This is a genomic window from Labrys sp. E2SS-1L (assembly GCF_057073705.1).
Genome location: NZ_CP172712.1, coordinates 55863 through 72389 on the forward strand (window position 1 = coordinate 55863; position 16527 = coordinate 72389).

A 16527-nucleotide genomic window follows, 5' to 3' on the forward strand; every position below is an offset into this window, starting at 1 on the left:
CTGCCCGCCCCTGAAGCCAATTGGGTTTTCGGTTACGGATCCCTGATGTGGAATCCCGGTTTTGCCTATGAGGAACGGCAGAACGCGTTGATTCGCGGCCTGCACCGGGCCTTGTGCATCTGGTCGCATGTTCATCGCGGCACACCCGAAAAGCCCGGCCTGGTGCTCGGCCTCGACCGGGGCGGTTCCTGCCGGGGCGTTGCCTTCCGCGTTGCCTCCGAAAATTGGGATACGACGGTGGATTATCTGCGTCGTCGCGAGCAGGCCACCAGCGTCTATATCGAGATTTTGCACGAGGCCCGGCTCGAGGACGGGCGCCATGTCCGGGCACTGGCCTACCGGGCCGACCGGGCGCATCATCAATATTGCGGCAAGCTGCCAGATCGCCAGCTTCTGGAGGTGGTGCGCGGCGGCGTCGGACTTTCAGGCGCCAATCCCGACTACGTGCTGGCCACCCACGACCACCTCGACGAACTCGGCATCCCCGACCGTACGCTGGCCTGGCTCTCGCACCAGTTGCGGGGATGATGCGGCGGCATGGGAGGCCGGCCGGTGGACCTACCCCCTTCACAAGACCGACACGTTAATCCTACATTGTGTTGGACGAACAGCCGAATCGGCCTTTTCGGCTGGACTGATGGTGACGGGAGCGCTTCGTGACAGCGCATGTTTCGCCTGCTGTGTTTCATCCGCCGGTCTCGCCCGAGGCGTGCCCCGCCCTCGTGCTGAACGCCGATTACCGGCCGCTGTCCTATTATCCGCTGTCGCTATGGTCCTGGCAGGATACGGTGAAGGCGGTCTTCCTCGACAGGGTCAACATCATCTCCGAATATGACAAGGTGGTGCGAAGTCCCACCTTCGAGTTCCGATTACCCTCGGTGGTGTGTCTCAAGACCTACGTCAAACCCAGCCGGAACCCAGCCTTCACCCGCTTCAACGTCTTCCTGCGCGACTGTTTCACCTGCCAATATTGCGGCACGCGCTCGGATCTGACCTTCGACCACGTCATCCCCCGTTCCCGGGGCGGACAGACCACCTGGGAAAACGTCGTCGCCGCCTGCTCGCCCTGCAATCTGAAAAAGGGCGGCGCCATGCCCGCCGAGGCCGGCATGCATCCCAACCAGAAGCCCTACGCCCCTTCCCTCAGCGACCTGCACCAGAACGGCCGGCATTTCCCGCCGAACTATCTGCATGAAAGCTGGCTCGACTATCTCTATTGGGATACCGAACTGGAGCCTTGATCGGCTTCATCCACCGGGGCATGCTTTACGCGTCGCGACAGCTTCATTCCGCGCTTTCGGCGTGGTTTGATGGCGACCTTTCCGATTGTTAACGAGCGCTCACTACGGAACTCTCCTATGGTGAAGCGGCCGCAAGGCAATCATCAAACAGATCTGGGGTGCTGTAAGCACGTCGAAGGCTCGTTACGACCGCGAAGGGAGGTTCCATGCCGCACGAGACACCGTTGATTGCAACGATCGTGGCGGGTTTGGGACTGGCATTCATCTTCGCGCTCGCCGCGCAGCGATTGCGGCTGTCGCCGATCGTGGCCTATCTGCTCGGCGGTGTGGTGATCGGCCCCTTCACGCCCGGTTTCGTGGCCGACCAGAATCTCGCCAACGAACTGGCCGAACTCGGCGTCATCCTGCTGATGTTCGGCGTCGGCCTGCATTTTTCGCTGAAGGACCTGCTTTCCGTCCGCGCCATCGCCATTCCCGGGGCGCTGGGCCAGATCGCGGTGGCGACACTGCTCGGCATGGGCTTTGCCTGGATCATGGGCTGGGGGCTCGGCACGGGCCTGGTCTTCGGCCTCGCCCTCTCGGTCGCCAGTACCGTGGTGCTGCTGCGCGCCATGCAGGAACGCAAGCTGATCGAGACCGAACGCGGGCGCATCGCCGTCGGCTGGCTGATCGTCGAAGATCTGGTGATGGTGATCACCCTGGTGCTGATTCCCCCTCTGGCCGGCCTACTCGGCGGCCATGCACCGGGTGAGGTCGCCCCCTCCGGCCTTGCCGCCAATCTCGGCCTCAATTCGATCGCAGCCACCCTGATGGTCACCGCCGTCAAGGTCGCCGCCTTCGTGGCGCTGATGCTGGTAGTCGGGCGCAAGGTCATCCCCTGGGTCCTGCATTTCGTCGCCCATACCGGCTCGCGTGAGCTCTTCCGCCTGGCCGTGCTGGCGATTTCGCTGGGGGTCGCCTATGGCGCCGCCGTGCTCTTCGGCGTCTCCTTCGCGCTGGGCGCCTTCTTCGCCGGCATGGTGCTGGCCGAATCGCCGCTCAGCAAGCAGGCCGCCAATGAGACGCTGCCGCTGCGCGACGCCTTCGCGGTGCTGTTCTTCGTCTCGGTGGGCATGCTGTTCAACCCGGCGATCCTGCTCCAGCATCCGCTTGCCGTGCTCGCCACCTTCCTGATCATCGTGGTCGGCAAGTCGATCGCCGCCTTCCTGATCGTGCGCGGCTTCGGCTATTCCAAGGGCGTGGCCCTGACCATCTCCGCGAGCCTGGCCCAGATCGGCGAGTTCTCGTTCATCCTGGCGGTGCTCGGCGTCAAGCTGCAGATCATCCCGGGTACGGCACGCGATCTGGTGGTGGCGGGCGCGCTCATCTCCATCGTGATCAACCCGATCCTGTTCATGGCGCTCGACCGTTTCGTCTTGCGCCCCGAACGCCAGCCGGCTGCGGCACCTAAAGCTGAGACCAGACCGGAGGCCGAGCCTGAGGCGCCGGCTCAGCCCGAGGCCCAGCCTGGCGCGCCCGTAGCGGAAGCCGCTCCCGCACCTTTGCCTGAGGAGGACGACATCGAGGTCGTCCAGCCGACCAAGCTCAGCGAGCACGCCATCCTGGTCGGCCATGGCCGCGTCGGCAGCCGGGTGGCCAAGGCCCTGCATGAGTCCGGTATACCGTTGGTGGTGATCGAAGAATCGCAGAACGAGGTCGAAAAGCTCAAAGCCGCGGGCATCGAGGTTTATTCCGGGCCGGCCGGCGACTACGAGACGCTGGAACTGCAGAATCTGGCCGGCGCGAAATGGCTGGTCGTCGCCATTCCCGACGCCTTCGAAGCCGGCCATCTGGTGGAACAGGCCCGCAAGCTCAATCCGTCCATCCGCATTCTCGCCCGGGCTCACAGCGAAGAGGCCGTCGACTATCTCAAGGGGCTCGGGGCTGACGTGATCCTGATGGGCGAAGAAGAAATCGCCCGCGGCATGATCCGCGACCTGTTGCACCCCGTGGAAAGCCATCCAGGCCAGGCCGCCTGAGCCGGCGCGACCTAGTCATTGCCGGGCCCGCCGGCCCTTCGCGAGCGGAAAATACCTGAACGGGGAATGAGCAGGTCAAGCCCAGGCACGGCAATACGAGACCCGCTTGGCCGATGTCTGATACTTACCCCCACTAAACACAGGCTGGCGCCAGCTTTTACCTCTACGTTAAGACCTCGATAACCGTACGAATTGTTAATGAATTGATACTCTTTACCCGCATTTTCAGCGGCTTTATTGCTATTCCATGAATAGAGCGAACCATTTTTAGACACCAACTCCATTTTGGATAGCGGGCGAAATCCACGGGCGCCCCGTGTCGTCAACGTCAGATCGAGATGCAGCACGAACCGTCGGGTCCTGGCCCGGACGGATCGCGGCTGCCTGCAAGGCATTGGGGGAAAGCGGCGATGCAGACGCCCACCGTCGACGAGGCAGATCAGGACCAGGAGGCAATAGCGGGCCATCCGTCCCTTGCGATCGATAGTCCGCCTCGTGACACCCGGGCGAGCGAGCCCACCATGCCGGCCGAAAGGCGCAGGCGGCGACCGATAGCCCCCACCAAGCTGCAGAAGAGCGCCGGGCGCATCACGCTCATCGTGGTGGGGTTCGTCTGCATCTATGTGGCGATCCTGGCCCGGCTGGTGCAGTTCGGCATCGCGCCGGACGAGCAATATGACGCGCGCCGCTCGGCGGCCGACCAGTTGGCGGCATCCCGCCCTGACATTCTCGACCGCAACGGAAAGATCCTGGCGACCGACGTGCAGGTGCCCTCGCTCTATGCCGAGCCCAGGAAGATCATCGATGTCGACGAGGCGACCGAACTGCTCACCGCCCAGATGCCCGAATTCGACGCGCGCGACCTGAGAGCGAAACTCTCCTCGGGCAAGGGCTTCATCTGGCTCAAGCGAGAGATCACGCCCGAGCAACGCAACCGCATCTACGCGCTCGGCCTGCCGGGCATCGGCTTCCTCAACGAGGCCAAGCGCATCTACCCCAACGGGCCGACGGTGAGCCATGTGCTCGGCGCTGTGAACATCGACAATCAGGGCATCGCCGGCATCGAGCGCTATATCGACAGAAAGCGTGGCCTCTCCGAATTGCAGGCGCTCGGCTATGCCTCGGACCCGCATGACCTCAAGCCGGTCCGCCTGTCGATCGATCTGAGGGCCCAGGCGGTGATGCGCGATGAACTCGTCGCCGGGATGGAGCACTACCAGGCCAAGGCGGCGGCCGGCGCCATCATGGACGTCAATACCGGCGAGATGATCTCGCTGGTGTCCCTGCCCGATTTCGATCCCAACAACCCCGCCGAAGCGCTCGATCCCAACCGGATCAACCGCATCAATGTCGGCGTGTTCGAGATGGGTTCGACCTTCAAGGCCCTGACCTCCGCCATGGCCATCGAATCGGGCAAGTTCACCACCGCCTCCATGCTCGATGCCCGTACCACGCTCAAATATGGCCGTTTCACCATCCACGACGACCATGCCCGCCGGCGCATGCTGAGCCTGCCGGAGGTGTTCACCTATTCGTCCAATATCGGCTCGGCCAAAATGGCCCTCGCCCTCGGCGTCGATGCCCACAAGGCCTTTCTCAAGATGATGGGCCAGACCACGCGGCTGATCACGGAATTGCCCGAGAATGCCATGCCGATCCTGCCCAGGCGCTGGAGCGAGATCAACACCATCACCATCGCCTTCGGCCACGGCATGGCCGTGGCGCCGCTGCAGGCGATGATGGCGGTGGGAGCGATGATGAATGGCGGCCATCTGATGAGGCCGACATTCCTGGCGCGCAGCGAAAGCGATGCCCTGGCGGGATCCAAGCTGGTCCTGAAGAAACACACCTCGGACGTGATGCGCTACATCATGCGCCTCAACGCCACCGACGGCTCCGGCAAAAAGGCCAATGTTCCCGGCCTCGGCGTCGGCGCCAAGACCGGTACGGCCGAAAAGGTCATCAACGGTCGTTATTCGAAGAAGCTCAACTTCACCACCTTCATGGCGGTGTTTCCCTTCGACAAGCCGAAATATCTGGTGCTCGTGCTCTATGACGAGCCCAAGGGCCTGCCCGAGACCTATGGCTATTCATCGGCCGCCTGGAATGCCGGCGTCACCACCGGCAAGATCCTGGAACGTGTCGGGCCGCTGCTCGGCGTCAAGCCGCGCTTCGAAGAGATCCCTAACCCGGTGCCGCCACTCTACGCCCCCCGCAACGAAGACCACCCGATGGAGTGGCTGGTCACGCATTGAGGGCGGAAGGCTCTGCATGGCGCACCTTTCAGGGTGTTTGACGCTGTCGCGTCAGGTCTGATCGTCGAAGTCGCGCTGCCCGTCAGCTCCCCGACCCGCTCAGGGAAAATGCGTACCGGGCGGCGCGGGGATGGAGGCGAACACCTCGGCTACGTCATCCTCGAAGATCGCCGCCGTCAGCTTGCCGCCATAGCAGGCGCCGGTGTCGAGATTGATGCGGTTGGTGCGGAAATCCGGCTCCTCCACCGAGGTGTGGCCATGCACGATCTTCTTCTCGAAGAGCTGGCCCGACGGCAGGAACTCGTCGCGGATCCAGATCAGGTCATATTCCTTCTGCTTGGCCAGCGGCACGTCCGGCCGCACGCCGGCATGCACGAAAAAATAGTCACCGAAGGTGAGACTCAAAGGTCGCGTACGCATGAAGTCGAAATGGTCGGGCAGCATCCTGGCGCGGAACTCGGCCCTGATACGCTCGACATCCCGCTTCGAATGCGGGTCGGCTCCCTCGATGTCGACGCCATAGCTGCCGACGGTGGCCATGCCGCCCCATTTGAGCCAGACATCGGCATCCGGGTCGCCGGCCAGGAAGGACATCAGCAAGGTTTCATGATTGCCCCTGAGCACATGGAGCTCACAGCCCGGCAGGCTGCCCATCAGCCGGGCCACGACACCGCGGGAGTCGGGGCCGCGATCGACGAGATCGCCGAGGCTGATGACGATGTGGCGCCGGTCCGGCTTGGTCCGGGCCCGGGCCTGCGCCTTGGCCAGGATCTCTTCCATCAGGGTGAGATGGCCGTGGACGTCGCCGAAGGCAATGATGGTCGTCCCCGCCAGCGCGCGCGGCGGGATGGGAAAGGGTACCGTACGATTCTGCATGGCGGCAGCATAACAGCCGCGCATCCGGCAGCAAGGGGATGCGGCAATGCGGCCAGGCCGCTCAGGCCCGATAGTCCAGGCCGATGTCGAGGATCGGCGCGCTGTGGGTGAGCCAGCCCACGGAGATGAGATCGACGCCGGAGGCCGCGATCGCCGGCGCCGTTGCTGCCGTGACCCGACCAGAGGCCTCGGTAAGCGCCCGCCCGCCGACCATGGCCACCGCCTCGCGCAGCTGGTCCGGGCTCATATTGTCGAGCAGCACGGCATCCACGCCGACGGCCAGCGCCTCCTCGAGCTGGGCAAGCGTATCGACCTCCAGCTCGATCTTGACCATGTGCCCTGCCGCGGCCTTGGCCCGCTCGAGCGCCGGGCGGATGCCGCCGGCGATGGCGACATGGTTGTCCTTGATCAGGATGGCATCGTCGAGCCCGAAGCGGTGATTGCCGCCGCCGCCGGCCCTGACCGCATATTTCTCCAGGGCCCGCAGCCCCGGTGTGGTCTTGCGGGTGCACACGATGGTGGCCCTGTGCCCCTTCACCGCCTCCACCACCGAGGCCGTCGCGCTGGCAATGCCGCTGAGGCGGCAGAGGATGTTGAGAGCCGTGCGCTCGCCCGTCAGCAGGGCCCGCGCCGAGCCGGTCACGGTAGCGATGACGGCTCCCGGCGAGACCCTGGCGCCATCGCCGCATTCCACCGCGATCACGGCCTGGGGATCGAGCAGGCGGAAGGTGCCCGCGGCGATGTCGAGGCCGGCGACCACGCCGTCCTGGCGCGCCGCGAGCACGGTGGTCGCCTTGAGATCGGCGGGCACGATGGCATCGGTGGTGAGATCGCCGGCCCGGCCGAGATCCTCGACCAGGGCCGCGCGGATGATGGGCTCGAACAACAGGGGAGAGAGAGGAGAAAGGGACATGTCAGGCACTTTCCGCGAAACAAAGGGAGAGGGCGACCTCGCGGGCGATGGCGAGGGTCTGGTCGAGCGAGAGCAGCGAGGGCACCGCCTCGGAACGGCTGGACGGGAAATCCGCCCGCCAATGCGCGCCCCGGCTTTCCTGCCGGTTGAGGGCGGAGACGGCCAGCATCAGGCCGACCAAAGCCGGTCCCGCAGCAGGCCGCGCGCTGGTGGCCAGCGGCAGGAGCTGCGCGACCGCCACCTCCAGCGCGGCACGATCCCGGACCAAGCCGAGCGCGCGCGACAGGATCGTGCGCGTTGGCTCGGCGTCCCCGGTGCGCAGGTCGGCGACCTTCGCGGCGACGGGCGCTCCTGCGAGAAGGCGGCTCGTTGCCGGCGCATTCCCCACGCTGTCGGCGACCCAGACGGCGCAGACCGCCGCCTCGGCCAGGGAGTTGCTGGCCAGTCGATTGGCGCCGTGCAGCCCGGTGCAGGCGACTTCGCCGCAGGCCCATAGACCCGGCAGGGAGCTTCGGCCCTGTCCATCCACCGCAATGCCGCCCATGTGGTAGTGCTGGGCCGGGCGCACTGGCAGCGGCTGCAAGGCGGGATCGAAGCCCGCGTCCCGGCAGAGCCGATCGATACCGGGGAAACGGCGCGCGAACCCCGCGCCGGGTTGATGGCGGGCATCGAGATAGACGCGGTGGCCCGCAACCAGATGCTGCCAGATGCCGCGGGCGACTTCGTCGCGCGGGGCGAGCTCGGCGCCCGGCAGGTGGCGAAGGAAGCGTTCGCCGGTCTCGTCGATCAGCACGGCGCCCTCGCCCCGCACGGCCTCGCTGACCAGCGCCATCGGCCGCGCCGCGGTATCGAGCGCCGTCGGATGGAATTGCACGAATTCGAGGTTGGCGAGCAAGGCGCCGGCGCGAGCGGCCAAAGCGAGCCCCTGCCCCTGGCTGCCCCGAGGATTTGTACTGTCGCAGAAGAGGCCACCGATGCCCCCGGTGGCCAGCACCACGCGGGCGGTCGGAATCGTCATCGCCTCGCCGTTCGGGCCGACGCAGACGATGCCGGCAACGGCGCCGTCCTCGACGATCAGGCGCCGTGCCTCGACGCCCTCCAGCACGGCGATCGAGGGCGTGGCGCGCACGGCGGCAGCCAGGGCCCGTACGATCTCCCGCCCGGTGGCGTCGCCATGGGCATGCACGATGCGGCGGCGGCCATGGGCGGCTTCGAGGCCAAGCTGGAAGCCTTCGCCGTTCCTGTCGAAAACGACACCGAGTGCGGCGAGCCGGCGCACCGCCTCGGGGGCCGCCTCCAGGATGGCGCGGGCAGCGGCCGCATCCACCAGGCCGGCGCCGGCGGCCAGCGTGTCGTCGAGGTGGAGGCTGGGCGTGTCGTCATCGGCCAGGCTCGCGGCAAGTCCGCCCTGCGCCCAGCCGGTCGAAGTCTCCGCACCGAGCGGTGCATGGGAGAACAGCACCACCGGCTCGGGCGCAAGCGAAAGCGCCGTCATCAGTCCGGCGAGGCCGGCCCCGACCACCACCGGTCGGTCGCGATAGAGCTGGGGATGATCGGTCATAGCTCGAGCATCCTTTCGACGGCCCGGCGCGCGGGAGCCGCTATGGCGGGATCGATGGTGACTTCGTGCTGACCGGTCTCCAGCGCCTTGCGGATATTGGCGAGCGTGATGCGCTTCATATGCGGGCAGAGATTGCAGGGGCGCACGAAATCGACGGTGGGGTGCTGCACGGCCACATTGTCGCTCATCGAGCATTCGGTCAGCAGCACCACGCGGGCGGGCTTGTGCTCGGCGACATAGTCGGACATCAGCGCGGTCGAGCCGGAGAAATCGGCTTCTGCCACCACTTCCGGCGGGCATTCGGGATGGGCGAGCACGACAACGCCCGGATGGTCTTCCCGGAGCTGGCGCACTTCGGCCGGCGAAAAGCGCTCATGCACCTCGCAATGGCCCTTCCAGGCGATGATCTCGACATCGGTCTCGGCGGCGATGTTGCGGGCAAGATATTCGTCGGGAAGCATGATCACCCGGGGCACGCCGAGCTTCTCGACGATGCGCCTGGCATTGCCCGAGGTGCAGCAGACGTCGGATTCGGCCTTCACGGCTGCCGAGGTGTTGACATAGGTGACGATGGGCACGCCCGGATAGCTCGCCCGCATCAGGCGCACATCTTCCGGCGTGATCGAATCGGCCAGCGAGCAGCCGGCGCCGAGATCGGGGATCAGCACCGTCTTGTCGGGATTGAGCAGCTTGGCGGTCTCGGCCATGAAATGCACGCCCGCCAACACGATGATGTCGGCGTCGGTATCGACAGCCTTGCGGGCGAGCGCCAGGCTGTCGCCCACCACGTCGGCGACACAGTGGAAGATCTCCGGCGTCTGGTAGTTGTGCGCCAGGATGACGGCGTTGCGCTCGCGCTTCAGCGCCAGGATGGCGTCGACGTCATCGGCGAAGACAGGCCATTCCATCGCGGGAATGACACGCCTGACCCGCTCATAGAGCGGCGCGGTGCGGGTGAGGACGGCAGTATCGGGGCCCATATTTATACTCCTATTGAGCATATATCGGGCATATGCTTAACCTGAGCATAAGCGATGTCAAGCTAATTATGTTCACTTAGAGCATAAGAGATCGAAGCAAAATCGAGAGAGCGAACCGCGACTCCCCTTCTCCCCTTGCGGAAGAAGGTGGCGTGAAACGCCGGATGAGGGGTCTCTCGACCTTGCCAGCCTTGGCGTTCGCTCGAAGCGTCGTTTCTGGACGGAGTGCGAGACCTCTCATCCGCCCCTGTGGGGCACCTCTAGTCAACTCAAGGGAGTTGACGACACCCGCAAAGGGAGAAGGGAACCGTGCCAAACTCGGGGAGGCGAGCCCCTACCCCCGCGCCAGTGGGAGTTTGGTGCCGGCGGCAACACGTTCGGCGAGCACGGCCTGGCGGAAGCGGAACAGCTTGGCCGGACGGCCGAGAGTCTCGGCGGCGATTTCGCCGGTTTCCTCCACCAGTTCCTGCTGCTCGATCAGGCGGCGAAAATTCTGCTTGTGCACCAGCCGCCCGGCCAGGGCCTCGACACTGCGCTGGAGTTGCAGCAGGGTGAAGGTGGCCGGCAGCAACTCGAACACCACGGGACGATATTTGATCTTGGCTCTCAGTCGCGCAATGCCGGTGGCGAGGATGCGGCGATGATCGGCGAGCATCGGGCGCCCCGGCACCGTCTGGGCATCACCAGTCGCCGCTTCCGGCACCAGCCCGGCCTCGTAGAGCAACTCGTAGCGCTGCAGCACGAGTTCCTCGTTCCAGGCAAAGCCCGCCAGCCCGAAGGTGATGGCGACCCGCTGTGACCGGATCTCACGCAGGCCCGCAGTCTCACCCCCCCCGGCCCAGGCGTTGAGAGGAGCGACGATCCCGGCCTGGAAGAAGGCCGGCAGGCCGGAACGATGGTCCTCCCAGGGGAAAAACTCGTACCAGTCGCGCCAACCGGTCTCTTCGCTTCCGGCGGCATTTTCCCGCGTCAGGCCGAGATAGGAGATCGAGATCGCCCGCTGCAGGCCCTCGGCGTCGCGGTCCTTGTCGGCGAAGGTATAGAGCTGCTCGACATAGCCCAGCGGATGGCCGGTCTGCCCCTCGACCCAGGCGCGCAGCCCCGTTTGCAGCGAGCGATGTCCGGCTTCGAAAGGCCCCGAAGGCAGCCCCCCGCCCTCGCGCACCGTCATCACCCGCGGCCGCCCCGCGGTGACCGCCACGAGCACGGCGATCAGGTCGGCGGTGACGAGGTTGCCGGTCTCTGGCGGCACGATCGGTTTCTCCTGGTGGCAAAGCTGCTATCTGGTGCGGAGACTCGCAGTTGCGCCCGGCTGGGGCAAGCAATCGGCAGCTTTTGACCAGAGGTTTCAACAGGCGAAGCGACGGAGGCGCCTCAGAAAATCGTCGCCTCCGTCCCTTCCAGCAGCACCGCGGTCAGCGGGCCGCCAAAACAAGCACCGGTGTCGAGATTGATGCGGTTGTGCCGAAAGGTGGCGATATCGACCGGCGTATGGCCGTGCACGATGCGCTTGCCGAAATCACCGTCCCAGTCGAGAAACTCGTTGCGGATCCACAAGAGGTCCTCCTCGTCCTGACGGTCGGGCGGACGGCCCGGGCGAACGCCGGCATGCACGAAGAAATAATCGCCGCAGCCATAGCTGAGCGGCATCTTTGCCAGGAAGGCGAGATGATGTTCCGGTATCGCGTCGAGAAAGGCGCGGCGCAGGCCATGAAGCGTCGGGCCCTCGGCCAGGGTCCGCTCCAGATCGATGCCATAGCTCGCCAGTGTGCGCAGGCCGCCATTGTGCAGCCAGGCCTCGGCGTCCTCGCCGCCGCGGATGAAGTCGAGCATCATGGCCTCGTGGTTGCCCTTGAGCACCACGAGTTCGCAGCCCGGCAAGCCGGCCGCAAGCCGTTCGACCACACGGGCCGAATCCGGGCCGCGATCGACGAGATCGCCGACGGAGACGACGATGTGCCGCCGCTCGGGCATGGAGGCCAGGCGTTCCTCGATCTGCTCAAGCAGAATCTCCAGCTTGTCGTAACAGCCATGCACGTCGCCGAAGGCGATGACGCTGACATCGTCGGGGATAGCGGGCAGATGGAATGGCCCCATGATGCGCTCCCTCCATGCGACACAATAAGGGGGGCGCGGGCCGGGCTGCAAGGGGCCGGAAGCGCGGACATCTTGTCCGCTCTTGGAAACACAGCGCTAGCAAATAAGAAGAAGCGGACTGGAAGTCCGCGCTCCAAGGAGGTCAGAACACCACGGCCTCGATGCCCTCGAACCGCACGGCCGTCAGGATGCCCGAGGCATAGGCCTTGGTGTCCAGATTGATGCGATTGCGGTTGAAGTCCGGCTTGCGCACAGGGGTGTGGCCGTGGACGATCTTCTTCTCGAAACGCTGCTTGGAATGCAGGAATTCCTCGCGGATCCAGACGAGGTCGCGGTCATCCTGCTCGGCCAGCGGCACGCCGGGGCGCACGCCGGCATGGGCGAAGAAATAGTCGCCGATGCCGTAAGAGGTGGGCAGGGCACGCAGGAAATCGAGATGGGCCTGCGGTATGGCCGCAAGCATGTCCTGGCGCAGGCGGTCCGGCGTCTTCTCGACCTTGTAGTTCTGCCGGCTGGCAATGCCGTAGCTCTGCAGGAAGGCATCGGCCCCGAAGAAGCTGCGCCAGGCGTCGCCGATCGGCTTATCGTCCAGAAAGCCGAGCAGAGCGTCCTCGTGATTGCCGAGCAGCACAATGAGTTCGCAGCCCCGCACGCCATTCATCAGACGCTCGATCACCCCGGCGGAATCGGGGCCGCGGTCGATGAGATCGCCGACGCTGACCACGATATGCCTGAGGCCCGGAAGCAGCGAGGCGCGCCTCTCGATGCGCACGAGCAGCGGCTCCAGCAGATCGAGCCGCCCGTGGATATCGCCGATGGCGATGACGGAGGTCTCGGGCGGCATGCTGGGCGGCTCGGGAAAGCGCTCGATCTTCTTCTTGGCGATGGGTTTGGCTATCGGTTTCTTGGGCATGGCGGGCTCCCTCTCCCACACCGGGAGAGGGCTGGGGATTGAGATCCCTTACTTCCGCGTGCCGGCCCCAAACGTCAACAAGAGCGGGCAATTGTGACGTGGAGAACTCGGGGGCTCCCCCTCCCCTGGAAGGAGGAAGGGGAAATCTGCTTCAGCTCCGCGGCTTGGTGTTCTCGGGGTCGTAGAGCGGCTTGTAGCCGACGCCGACCACCTCGACCGGATAGGTCTCGCCAAAATACTCGACCTGGAACTTGCGGCCTTCCTGCGCATAGGCACGCGGCAGATAGGCAAGCGCGATGTTCTTGCCGATGGTCGGACCATAGGCGATCGAATAGGTGTAGGAACGCCGGCCGAGTTCGTCGACCAGCGTCTCGCCCGTCTCCGGATCCATCACCGGCAGGATGCCTACGGGATAGCGTGCGACACCCTTGGCATCGACATTGTCGGTGATCACCAGCGTGCAGAGCATGGCCGGCTGGTGGGCGCGGGCGCGGTGCTCCAGATGCTTGGCCTTGCCGCAGAAATCGGCCTCCTTGACCTTCGGGCGCTGGAGGTCGGTTTCGATCAGATTGTACTCGGTGTTGAGCTCGGCATTCTGCAGGCGCAGGCTCTTTTCCATGCGGCGGGAATTGGCGTAGGTCTCGACGCCGACCGCCATCACGCCGGTGGAGCGCAGCGCGTCCCAGACGGCGAGGCCGTCCTCATAGCGCATATGCAGTTCCCAGCCCTGCTCGCCGACATAGGAAATGCGGAAGGCGGAAACGTCTTTGCCGCCGATGCGGAGCGGCTTGATGGCGGCGAAGGGGAAGTTCTCGGGATCGAGCCCGGCCGGATTCTCCACCACCTTCTTGAGGTTGACGCGGGCATTCGGGCCCCAGATGCCGATGGTGACGTATTTCTCGGATGTATCGGTGACGGTGACGTCGAAGCCCTTGTCCTGGGCGACGCGGCGCAGATAGTTGAGATCGCGCGGGCCGGCATCGGCGCCGTCGACCACGCGGCAACGGTCGGCCATGCGGAACACGGTGAGGTCGGCGCGCACCATGCCGTCCTCGTCGAGGAAATGGGTGTAGATGCCCTTGCCGACATTGGCGTCACCGCCGATCTTGGCGGCGCAGACCCATTCCATCAACGCGACATGGTCGGGGCCCTCGACGTCGATCATGGCGAAGTGCGAGAGGTTGATGATGCCGCAATCCTCGCTCATGGCGAGCTGTTCGGCATTGGAGACACGCCAGAAATGGCGATTGTCCCACTCGTTCTCGCGCACCGGCACGCGGTTGCCGTATTTTTCGAGCAGATGCTCGTTGGCGGCGTAGCCATGGGCTCGTTCCCAGCCGCCGAGCTCCATGAAATAGCCGCCGAGCTCCTTCTCACGCTCGTAGAAGGGCGAGCGCCGGATGTTGCGGCCGGTGTCATAGGGCTCGCGCGGATGCACGGCCGGATTGTAGATCTTGCGGGCCGCCTCGCCGCAACGCCCCTCGATGAAGCCTTCCTCCAGCATATGCGGGGAGAAGCGGGCATAGTCGATCTTGTTGTGGTCGATCGGCGTGCGACCGTCGGTCATCCAATCGGCAATCAGCTTGCCCATGCCGGGGCCGTCCTTGACCCAGATGGCGACGGCATACCACAGGCCCCGCACCTTCTGGCTTTCGCCCATCGAGGGGCCGCCATCGGTGGTGACCTGCAAGAGGCCGTTGAAGGAATGGCCCTCATTGTAGCCGAGTTCGCCGAGGATCGGCGTCAGCTCCATGGCGCGTTCGAGCGGGCCGATGATCTGCTCCATGTCGAGGTCACGCTGCGAGGGCGACAGGCGCGCCTCGTGCTTTTCCAAGAGGTCACGCGGATGGCACAAGCGCGGATTGGTCTCCTCGTAATAGCCCCACTCGATCTGGCCGCCTTCGGCGGTGGTCGGATCGCCGGTGTCGCGCATATAGGCGGAGTTGCCCTGGTCGCGCATCAGCGGCCAGCCGATCTCCTTGCCGGTGCCGGCGAACTCGTTATAGGGCCCGAAGAAGGTCAGCGGATGGTCGACCGGCATCACCGGCAGGTCCTCGCCCGCCATCTCGGCGATCAGGCGGCCCCACAGGCCGGCACAAACCACGACATGATCGGCCTCGATGGTGCCACGGCTGGTGACCACGCCCTTGATGCGGCCGTTCTCGATGATGAGCGAGGTGGCCGGCGTGTTGGCAAAGGCCTGGAGCTTGCCGGCGGCCTCGCCCTGGTCGACGAGTTTGCCCGCCACCGTCTGCGAGCGCGGGATGACCAGGCCGGCATCCGGATCCCACAGGCCGCCCTGCACCAGATGCTCCTCGATCAGCGGGAACTTCTCCTTGATCTCGGCCGGCTCGATCAGGCGGGCACGGGTGCCGAAGGCCTTGCCGGAGGCGACCTTGCGCTTGATCTCGTCCATGCGGGCATCGTCGCCCACACGCGCCACTTCAAGGCCGCCGACGCGGGCGTAATGGCCCATCTTCTCGTAGAAATCGATGGAATAGAGTGTGGTCCAGCAGGACAGGAAGTCATGGCTGGTGGCATAGCAGAAGTCGGAGGCGTGGGCGGTCGAGCCGATATCGGTCGGGATGCCCGACTTGTCGATGCCGACGATGTCGTCCCAGCCCCGCTCGATCAAATGATGGGCGATCGATGCGCCGACGATCCCGCCCAACCCGACGATGACGACCTTCGCCTTTTTTGGAAACACTGCCATTTGCCTGCGACTCCGGATGCGTTGCGGGCGACCTTAGCGCCTTCGCCGCCGCGGTTGCTGCCTGGGTGCGACCATCTCGCAAACCCGTGCGACCATCACCGCAGGACGCGGCACCGATGCCATCCCGTTGCCGACTAGCTCTATAGAAGACGCGCCGGAACGATGTCGCATATGGGCCGGGACATGGCCAGAAAACGACGTCGAGGGAAATCCTGTCGCCGAGGCTGATCGCCAGCCGAGCTATTCCCTTCTCCCCTTGCGGGAGAAGGTGGCGCGAAGCGCCGGATGAGGGGTCTTATGACCTGGCTTTTCTGATGCTCACTCGCAAGCACGACCTAGATAGGTTGCGAAACCCCTCATCCGCCTGCCGGCACCTTCTCCCGCAAGGGGAGAAGGAAGGATCTCGCCTTGTGCGCACCGTCACGGCGGTATCCCGCTGCCTGTGGCTCTTACGCCATAGTCACGCACCGGACTCCGCCATGAATCGCTCCCTTCGTCCCCCGCTGCTCGCCGTCTGCCTCGCTTGTCTCTGGCCGGCCGCAGGCTCCGCCATGGAACTGTGCCATCTGCGCAAGACGCCGGATGGCTTCGTCGCCTTGCGGGCCGGCCCCGGCCCGCAGCATCGCCTAATCGCCCGCATGAAGCCCGAGGACGAAGTGCAATATGGCCAGGGCCGGCAAGGCAAATGGGTCGAGGTCACCTGGTGGCGCGGCGATTCGCGCCTGGAACAGGATGGCTTCAGCAAGGGCGTCCATGGCTGGGCCTTTTCGCCGCTGATCGCCAAGGATTGCGGCTGAGCCTTGCGCCATCAAGCTTGAGATGCCCGGTCCTTTGCGCCCAGAGCGTTTTGCGATTTGGTGGGATCACCAAGAATCGCAAAGACGCGTCGAACCAAAGAGTTAGAGCAATGCAGCGTTTCCGTCTAAACGCGCTTTGCTCTAAGGGTGGGGGACCGCATAT

Annotated in this window: 13 protein-coding genes; 5 read left to right on the plus strand and 8 right to left on the minus strand. The window is 65.1% G+C overall.

Features of this window, described 5'->3' with window-relative positions; translation table 11 throughout:
• The 4 genes from ACIGJE_RS00275 (at position 1) to ACIGJE_RS00290 (ending at position 5514) form a co-directional block, all read left to right on the plus strand.
• Positions 1-528, plus strand: a complete 528-nt coding sequence (locus ACIGJE_RS00275) for a gamma-glutamylcyclotransferase (protein ID WP_311934362.1) — start codon at positions 1-3, stop codon at positions 526-528.
• Between the two features lie 152 nt (positions 529-680).
• Positions 681-1241, plus strand: coding sequence for an HNH endonuclease (locus tag ACIGJE_RS00280; RefSeq protein ID WP_068290559.1), 561 nt, complete (start codon positions 681-683; stop codon positions 1239-1241).
• A 206-nt stretch (positions 1242-1447) separates the two neighbouring features.
• The gene (locus ACIGJE_RS00285; protein WP_415085855.1) at positions 1448-3259 is read left to right on the plus strand and encodes a cation:proton antiporter domain-containing protein; all 1812 of its coding nucleotides are present in this window, start codon (positions 1448-1450) and stop codon (positions 3257-3259) included.
• Positions 3260-3669: 410 nt separating this feature from the next.
• A complete protein-coding gene (locus ACIGJE_RS00290; protein WP_376717639.1) occupies positions 3670-5514 on the plus strand; it encodes a peptidoglycan D,D-transpeptidase FtsI family protein in 1845 nt (614 codons plus the stop codon).
• Positions 5515-5613: 99 nt separating this feature from the next.
• Here the strand turns inward: ACIGJE_RS00290 and ACIGJE_RS00295 are convergent, their stop codons facing one another.
• The 8 genes from ACIGJE_RS00295 to ACIGJE_RS00330 form a co-directional block, all read right to left on the minus strand.
• Positions 5614-6390 carry a metallophosphoesterase family protein gene (locus ACIGJE_RS00295; RefSeq protein ID WP_483679074.1) on the minus strand — a complete coding sequence of 259 codons (777 nt, stop codon included), beginning with the start codon at positions 6388-6390 and terminating at the stop codon, positions 5614-5616.
• 61 nt (positions 6391-6451) lie between these two features.
• Positions 6452-7303, minus strand: a complete 852-nt coding sequence (gene nadC / locus ACIGJE_RS00300; protein ID WP_483679076.1) for a carboxylating nicotinate-nucleotide diphosphorylase — start codon at positions 7301-7303, stop codon at positions 6452-6454.
• Position 7304: 1 nt separating this feature from the next.
• Entirely contained in the window at positions 7305-8864 is a 1560-nt protein-coding gene (locus ACIGJE_RS00305; protein WP_483679078.1) for an L-aspartate oxidase, read from the minus strand.
• A complete protein-coding gene (nadA, locus tag ACIGJE_RS00310) occupies positions 8861-9844 on the minus strand; it encodes a quinolinate synthase NadA (protein ID WP_483679079.1) in 984 nt (327 codons plus the stop codon). The genes ACIGJE_RS00305 and nadA overlap by 4 nt, the downstream gene beginning before the upstream one ends.
• Before the next feature lie 334 nt (positions 9845-10178).
• Positions 10179-11096 (minus strand): NUDIX hydrolase, encoded by a 918-nt coding sequence (locus ACIGJE_RS00315; protein ID WP_311935927.1) that lies wholly within the window; start codon positions 11094-11096, stop codon positions 10179-10181.
• Between the two features lie 122 nt (positions 11097-11218).
• Positions 11219-11941, minus strand: coding sequence for a metallophosphoesterase (locus tag ACIGJE_RS00320; RefSeq protein ID WP_415085845.1), 723 nt, complete (start codon positions 11939-11941; stop codon positions 11219-11221).
• A 142-nt stretch (positions 11942-12083) separates the two neighbouring features.
• Positions 12084-12854 carry a metallophosphoesterase family protein gene (locus ACIGJE_RS00325; protein ID WP_415085843.1) on the minus strand — a complete coding sequence of 257 codons (771 nt, stop codon included), beginning with the start codon at positions 12852-12854 and terminating at the stop codon, positions 12084-12086.
• A 151-nt stretch (positions 12855-13005) separates the two neighbouring features.
• On the minus strand, positions 13006-15567 hold the full coding sequence (locus tag ACIGJE_RS00330; RefSeq protein ID WP_415085841.1) for a GcvT family protein: 2562 nt from the start codon (positions 15565-15567) through the stop codon (positions 13006-13008).
• 479 nt (positions 15568-16046) lie between these two features.
• Here ACIGJE_RS00330 and ACIGJE_RS00335 point away from each other — a divergent pair, with 479 nt between their 5' ends.
• Entirely contained in the window at positions 16047-16364 is a 318-nt protein-coding gene (locus tag ACIGJE_RS00335; RefSeq protein WP_394312345.1) for an SH3 domain-containing protein, read from the plus strand.
• The last annotated feature ends 163 nt before the right edge of the window (positions 16365-16527 follow it).

Excerpts from the sequence above, each read along its gene's own strand:
- ACIGJE_RS00290 (WP_376717639.1), top strand. The coding sequence starts at position 3,670 with ATGCAGACGCCCACCGTCGACGAGGCAGATCAGGACCAGGAGGCAATA.
- nadC (WP_483679076.1), bottom strand. The coding sequence starts at position 7,303 with ATGTCCCTTTCTCCTCTCTCTCCCCTGTTGTTCGAGCCCATCATCCGC.
- ACIGJE_RS00320 (WP_415085845.1), bottom strand. The coding sequence starts at position 11,941 with ATGGGGCCATTCCATCTGCCCGCTATCCCCGACGATGTCAGCGTCATC.
- ACIGJE_RS00325 (WP_415085843.1), bottom strand. The coding sequence starts at position 12,854 with ATGCCCAAGAAACCGATAGCCAAACCCATCGCCAAGAAGAAGATCGAG.
- ACIGJE_RS00295 (WP_483679074.1), bottom strand. The coding sequence starts at position 6,390 with ATGCAGAATCGTACGGTACCCTTTCCCATCCCGCCGCGCGCGCTGGCG.
- ACIGJE_RS00285 (WP_415085855.1), top strand. The coding sequence starts at position 1,448 with ATGCCGCACGAGACACCGTTGATTGCAACGATCGTGGCGGGTTTGGGA.
- ACIGJE_RS00305 (WP_483679078.1), bottom strand. The coding sequence starts at position 8,864 with ATGACCGATCATCCCCAGCTCTATCGCGACCGACCGGTGGTGGTCGGG.
- nadA (WP_483679079.1), bottom strand. The coding sequence starts at position 9,844 with ATGGGCCCCGATACTGCCGTCCTCACCCGCACCGCGCCGCTCTATGAG.
- ACIGJE_RS00330 (WP_415085841.1), bottom strand. The coding sequence starts at position 15,567 with ATGGCAGTGTTTCCAAAAAAGGCGAAGGTCGTCATCGTCGGGTTGGGC.
- ACIGJE_RS00335 (WP_394312345.1), top strand. The coding sequence starts at position 16,047 with ATGAATCGCTCCCTTCGTCCCCCGCTGCTCGCCGTCTGCCTCGCTTGT.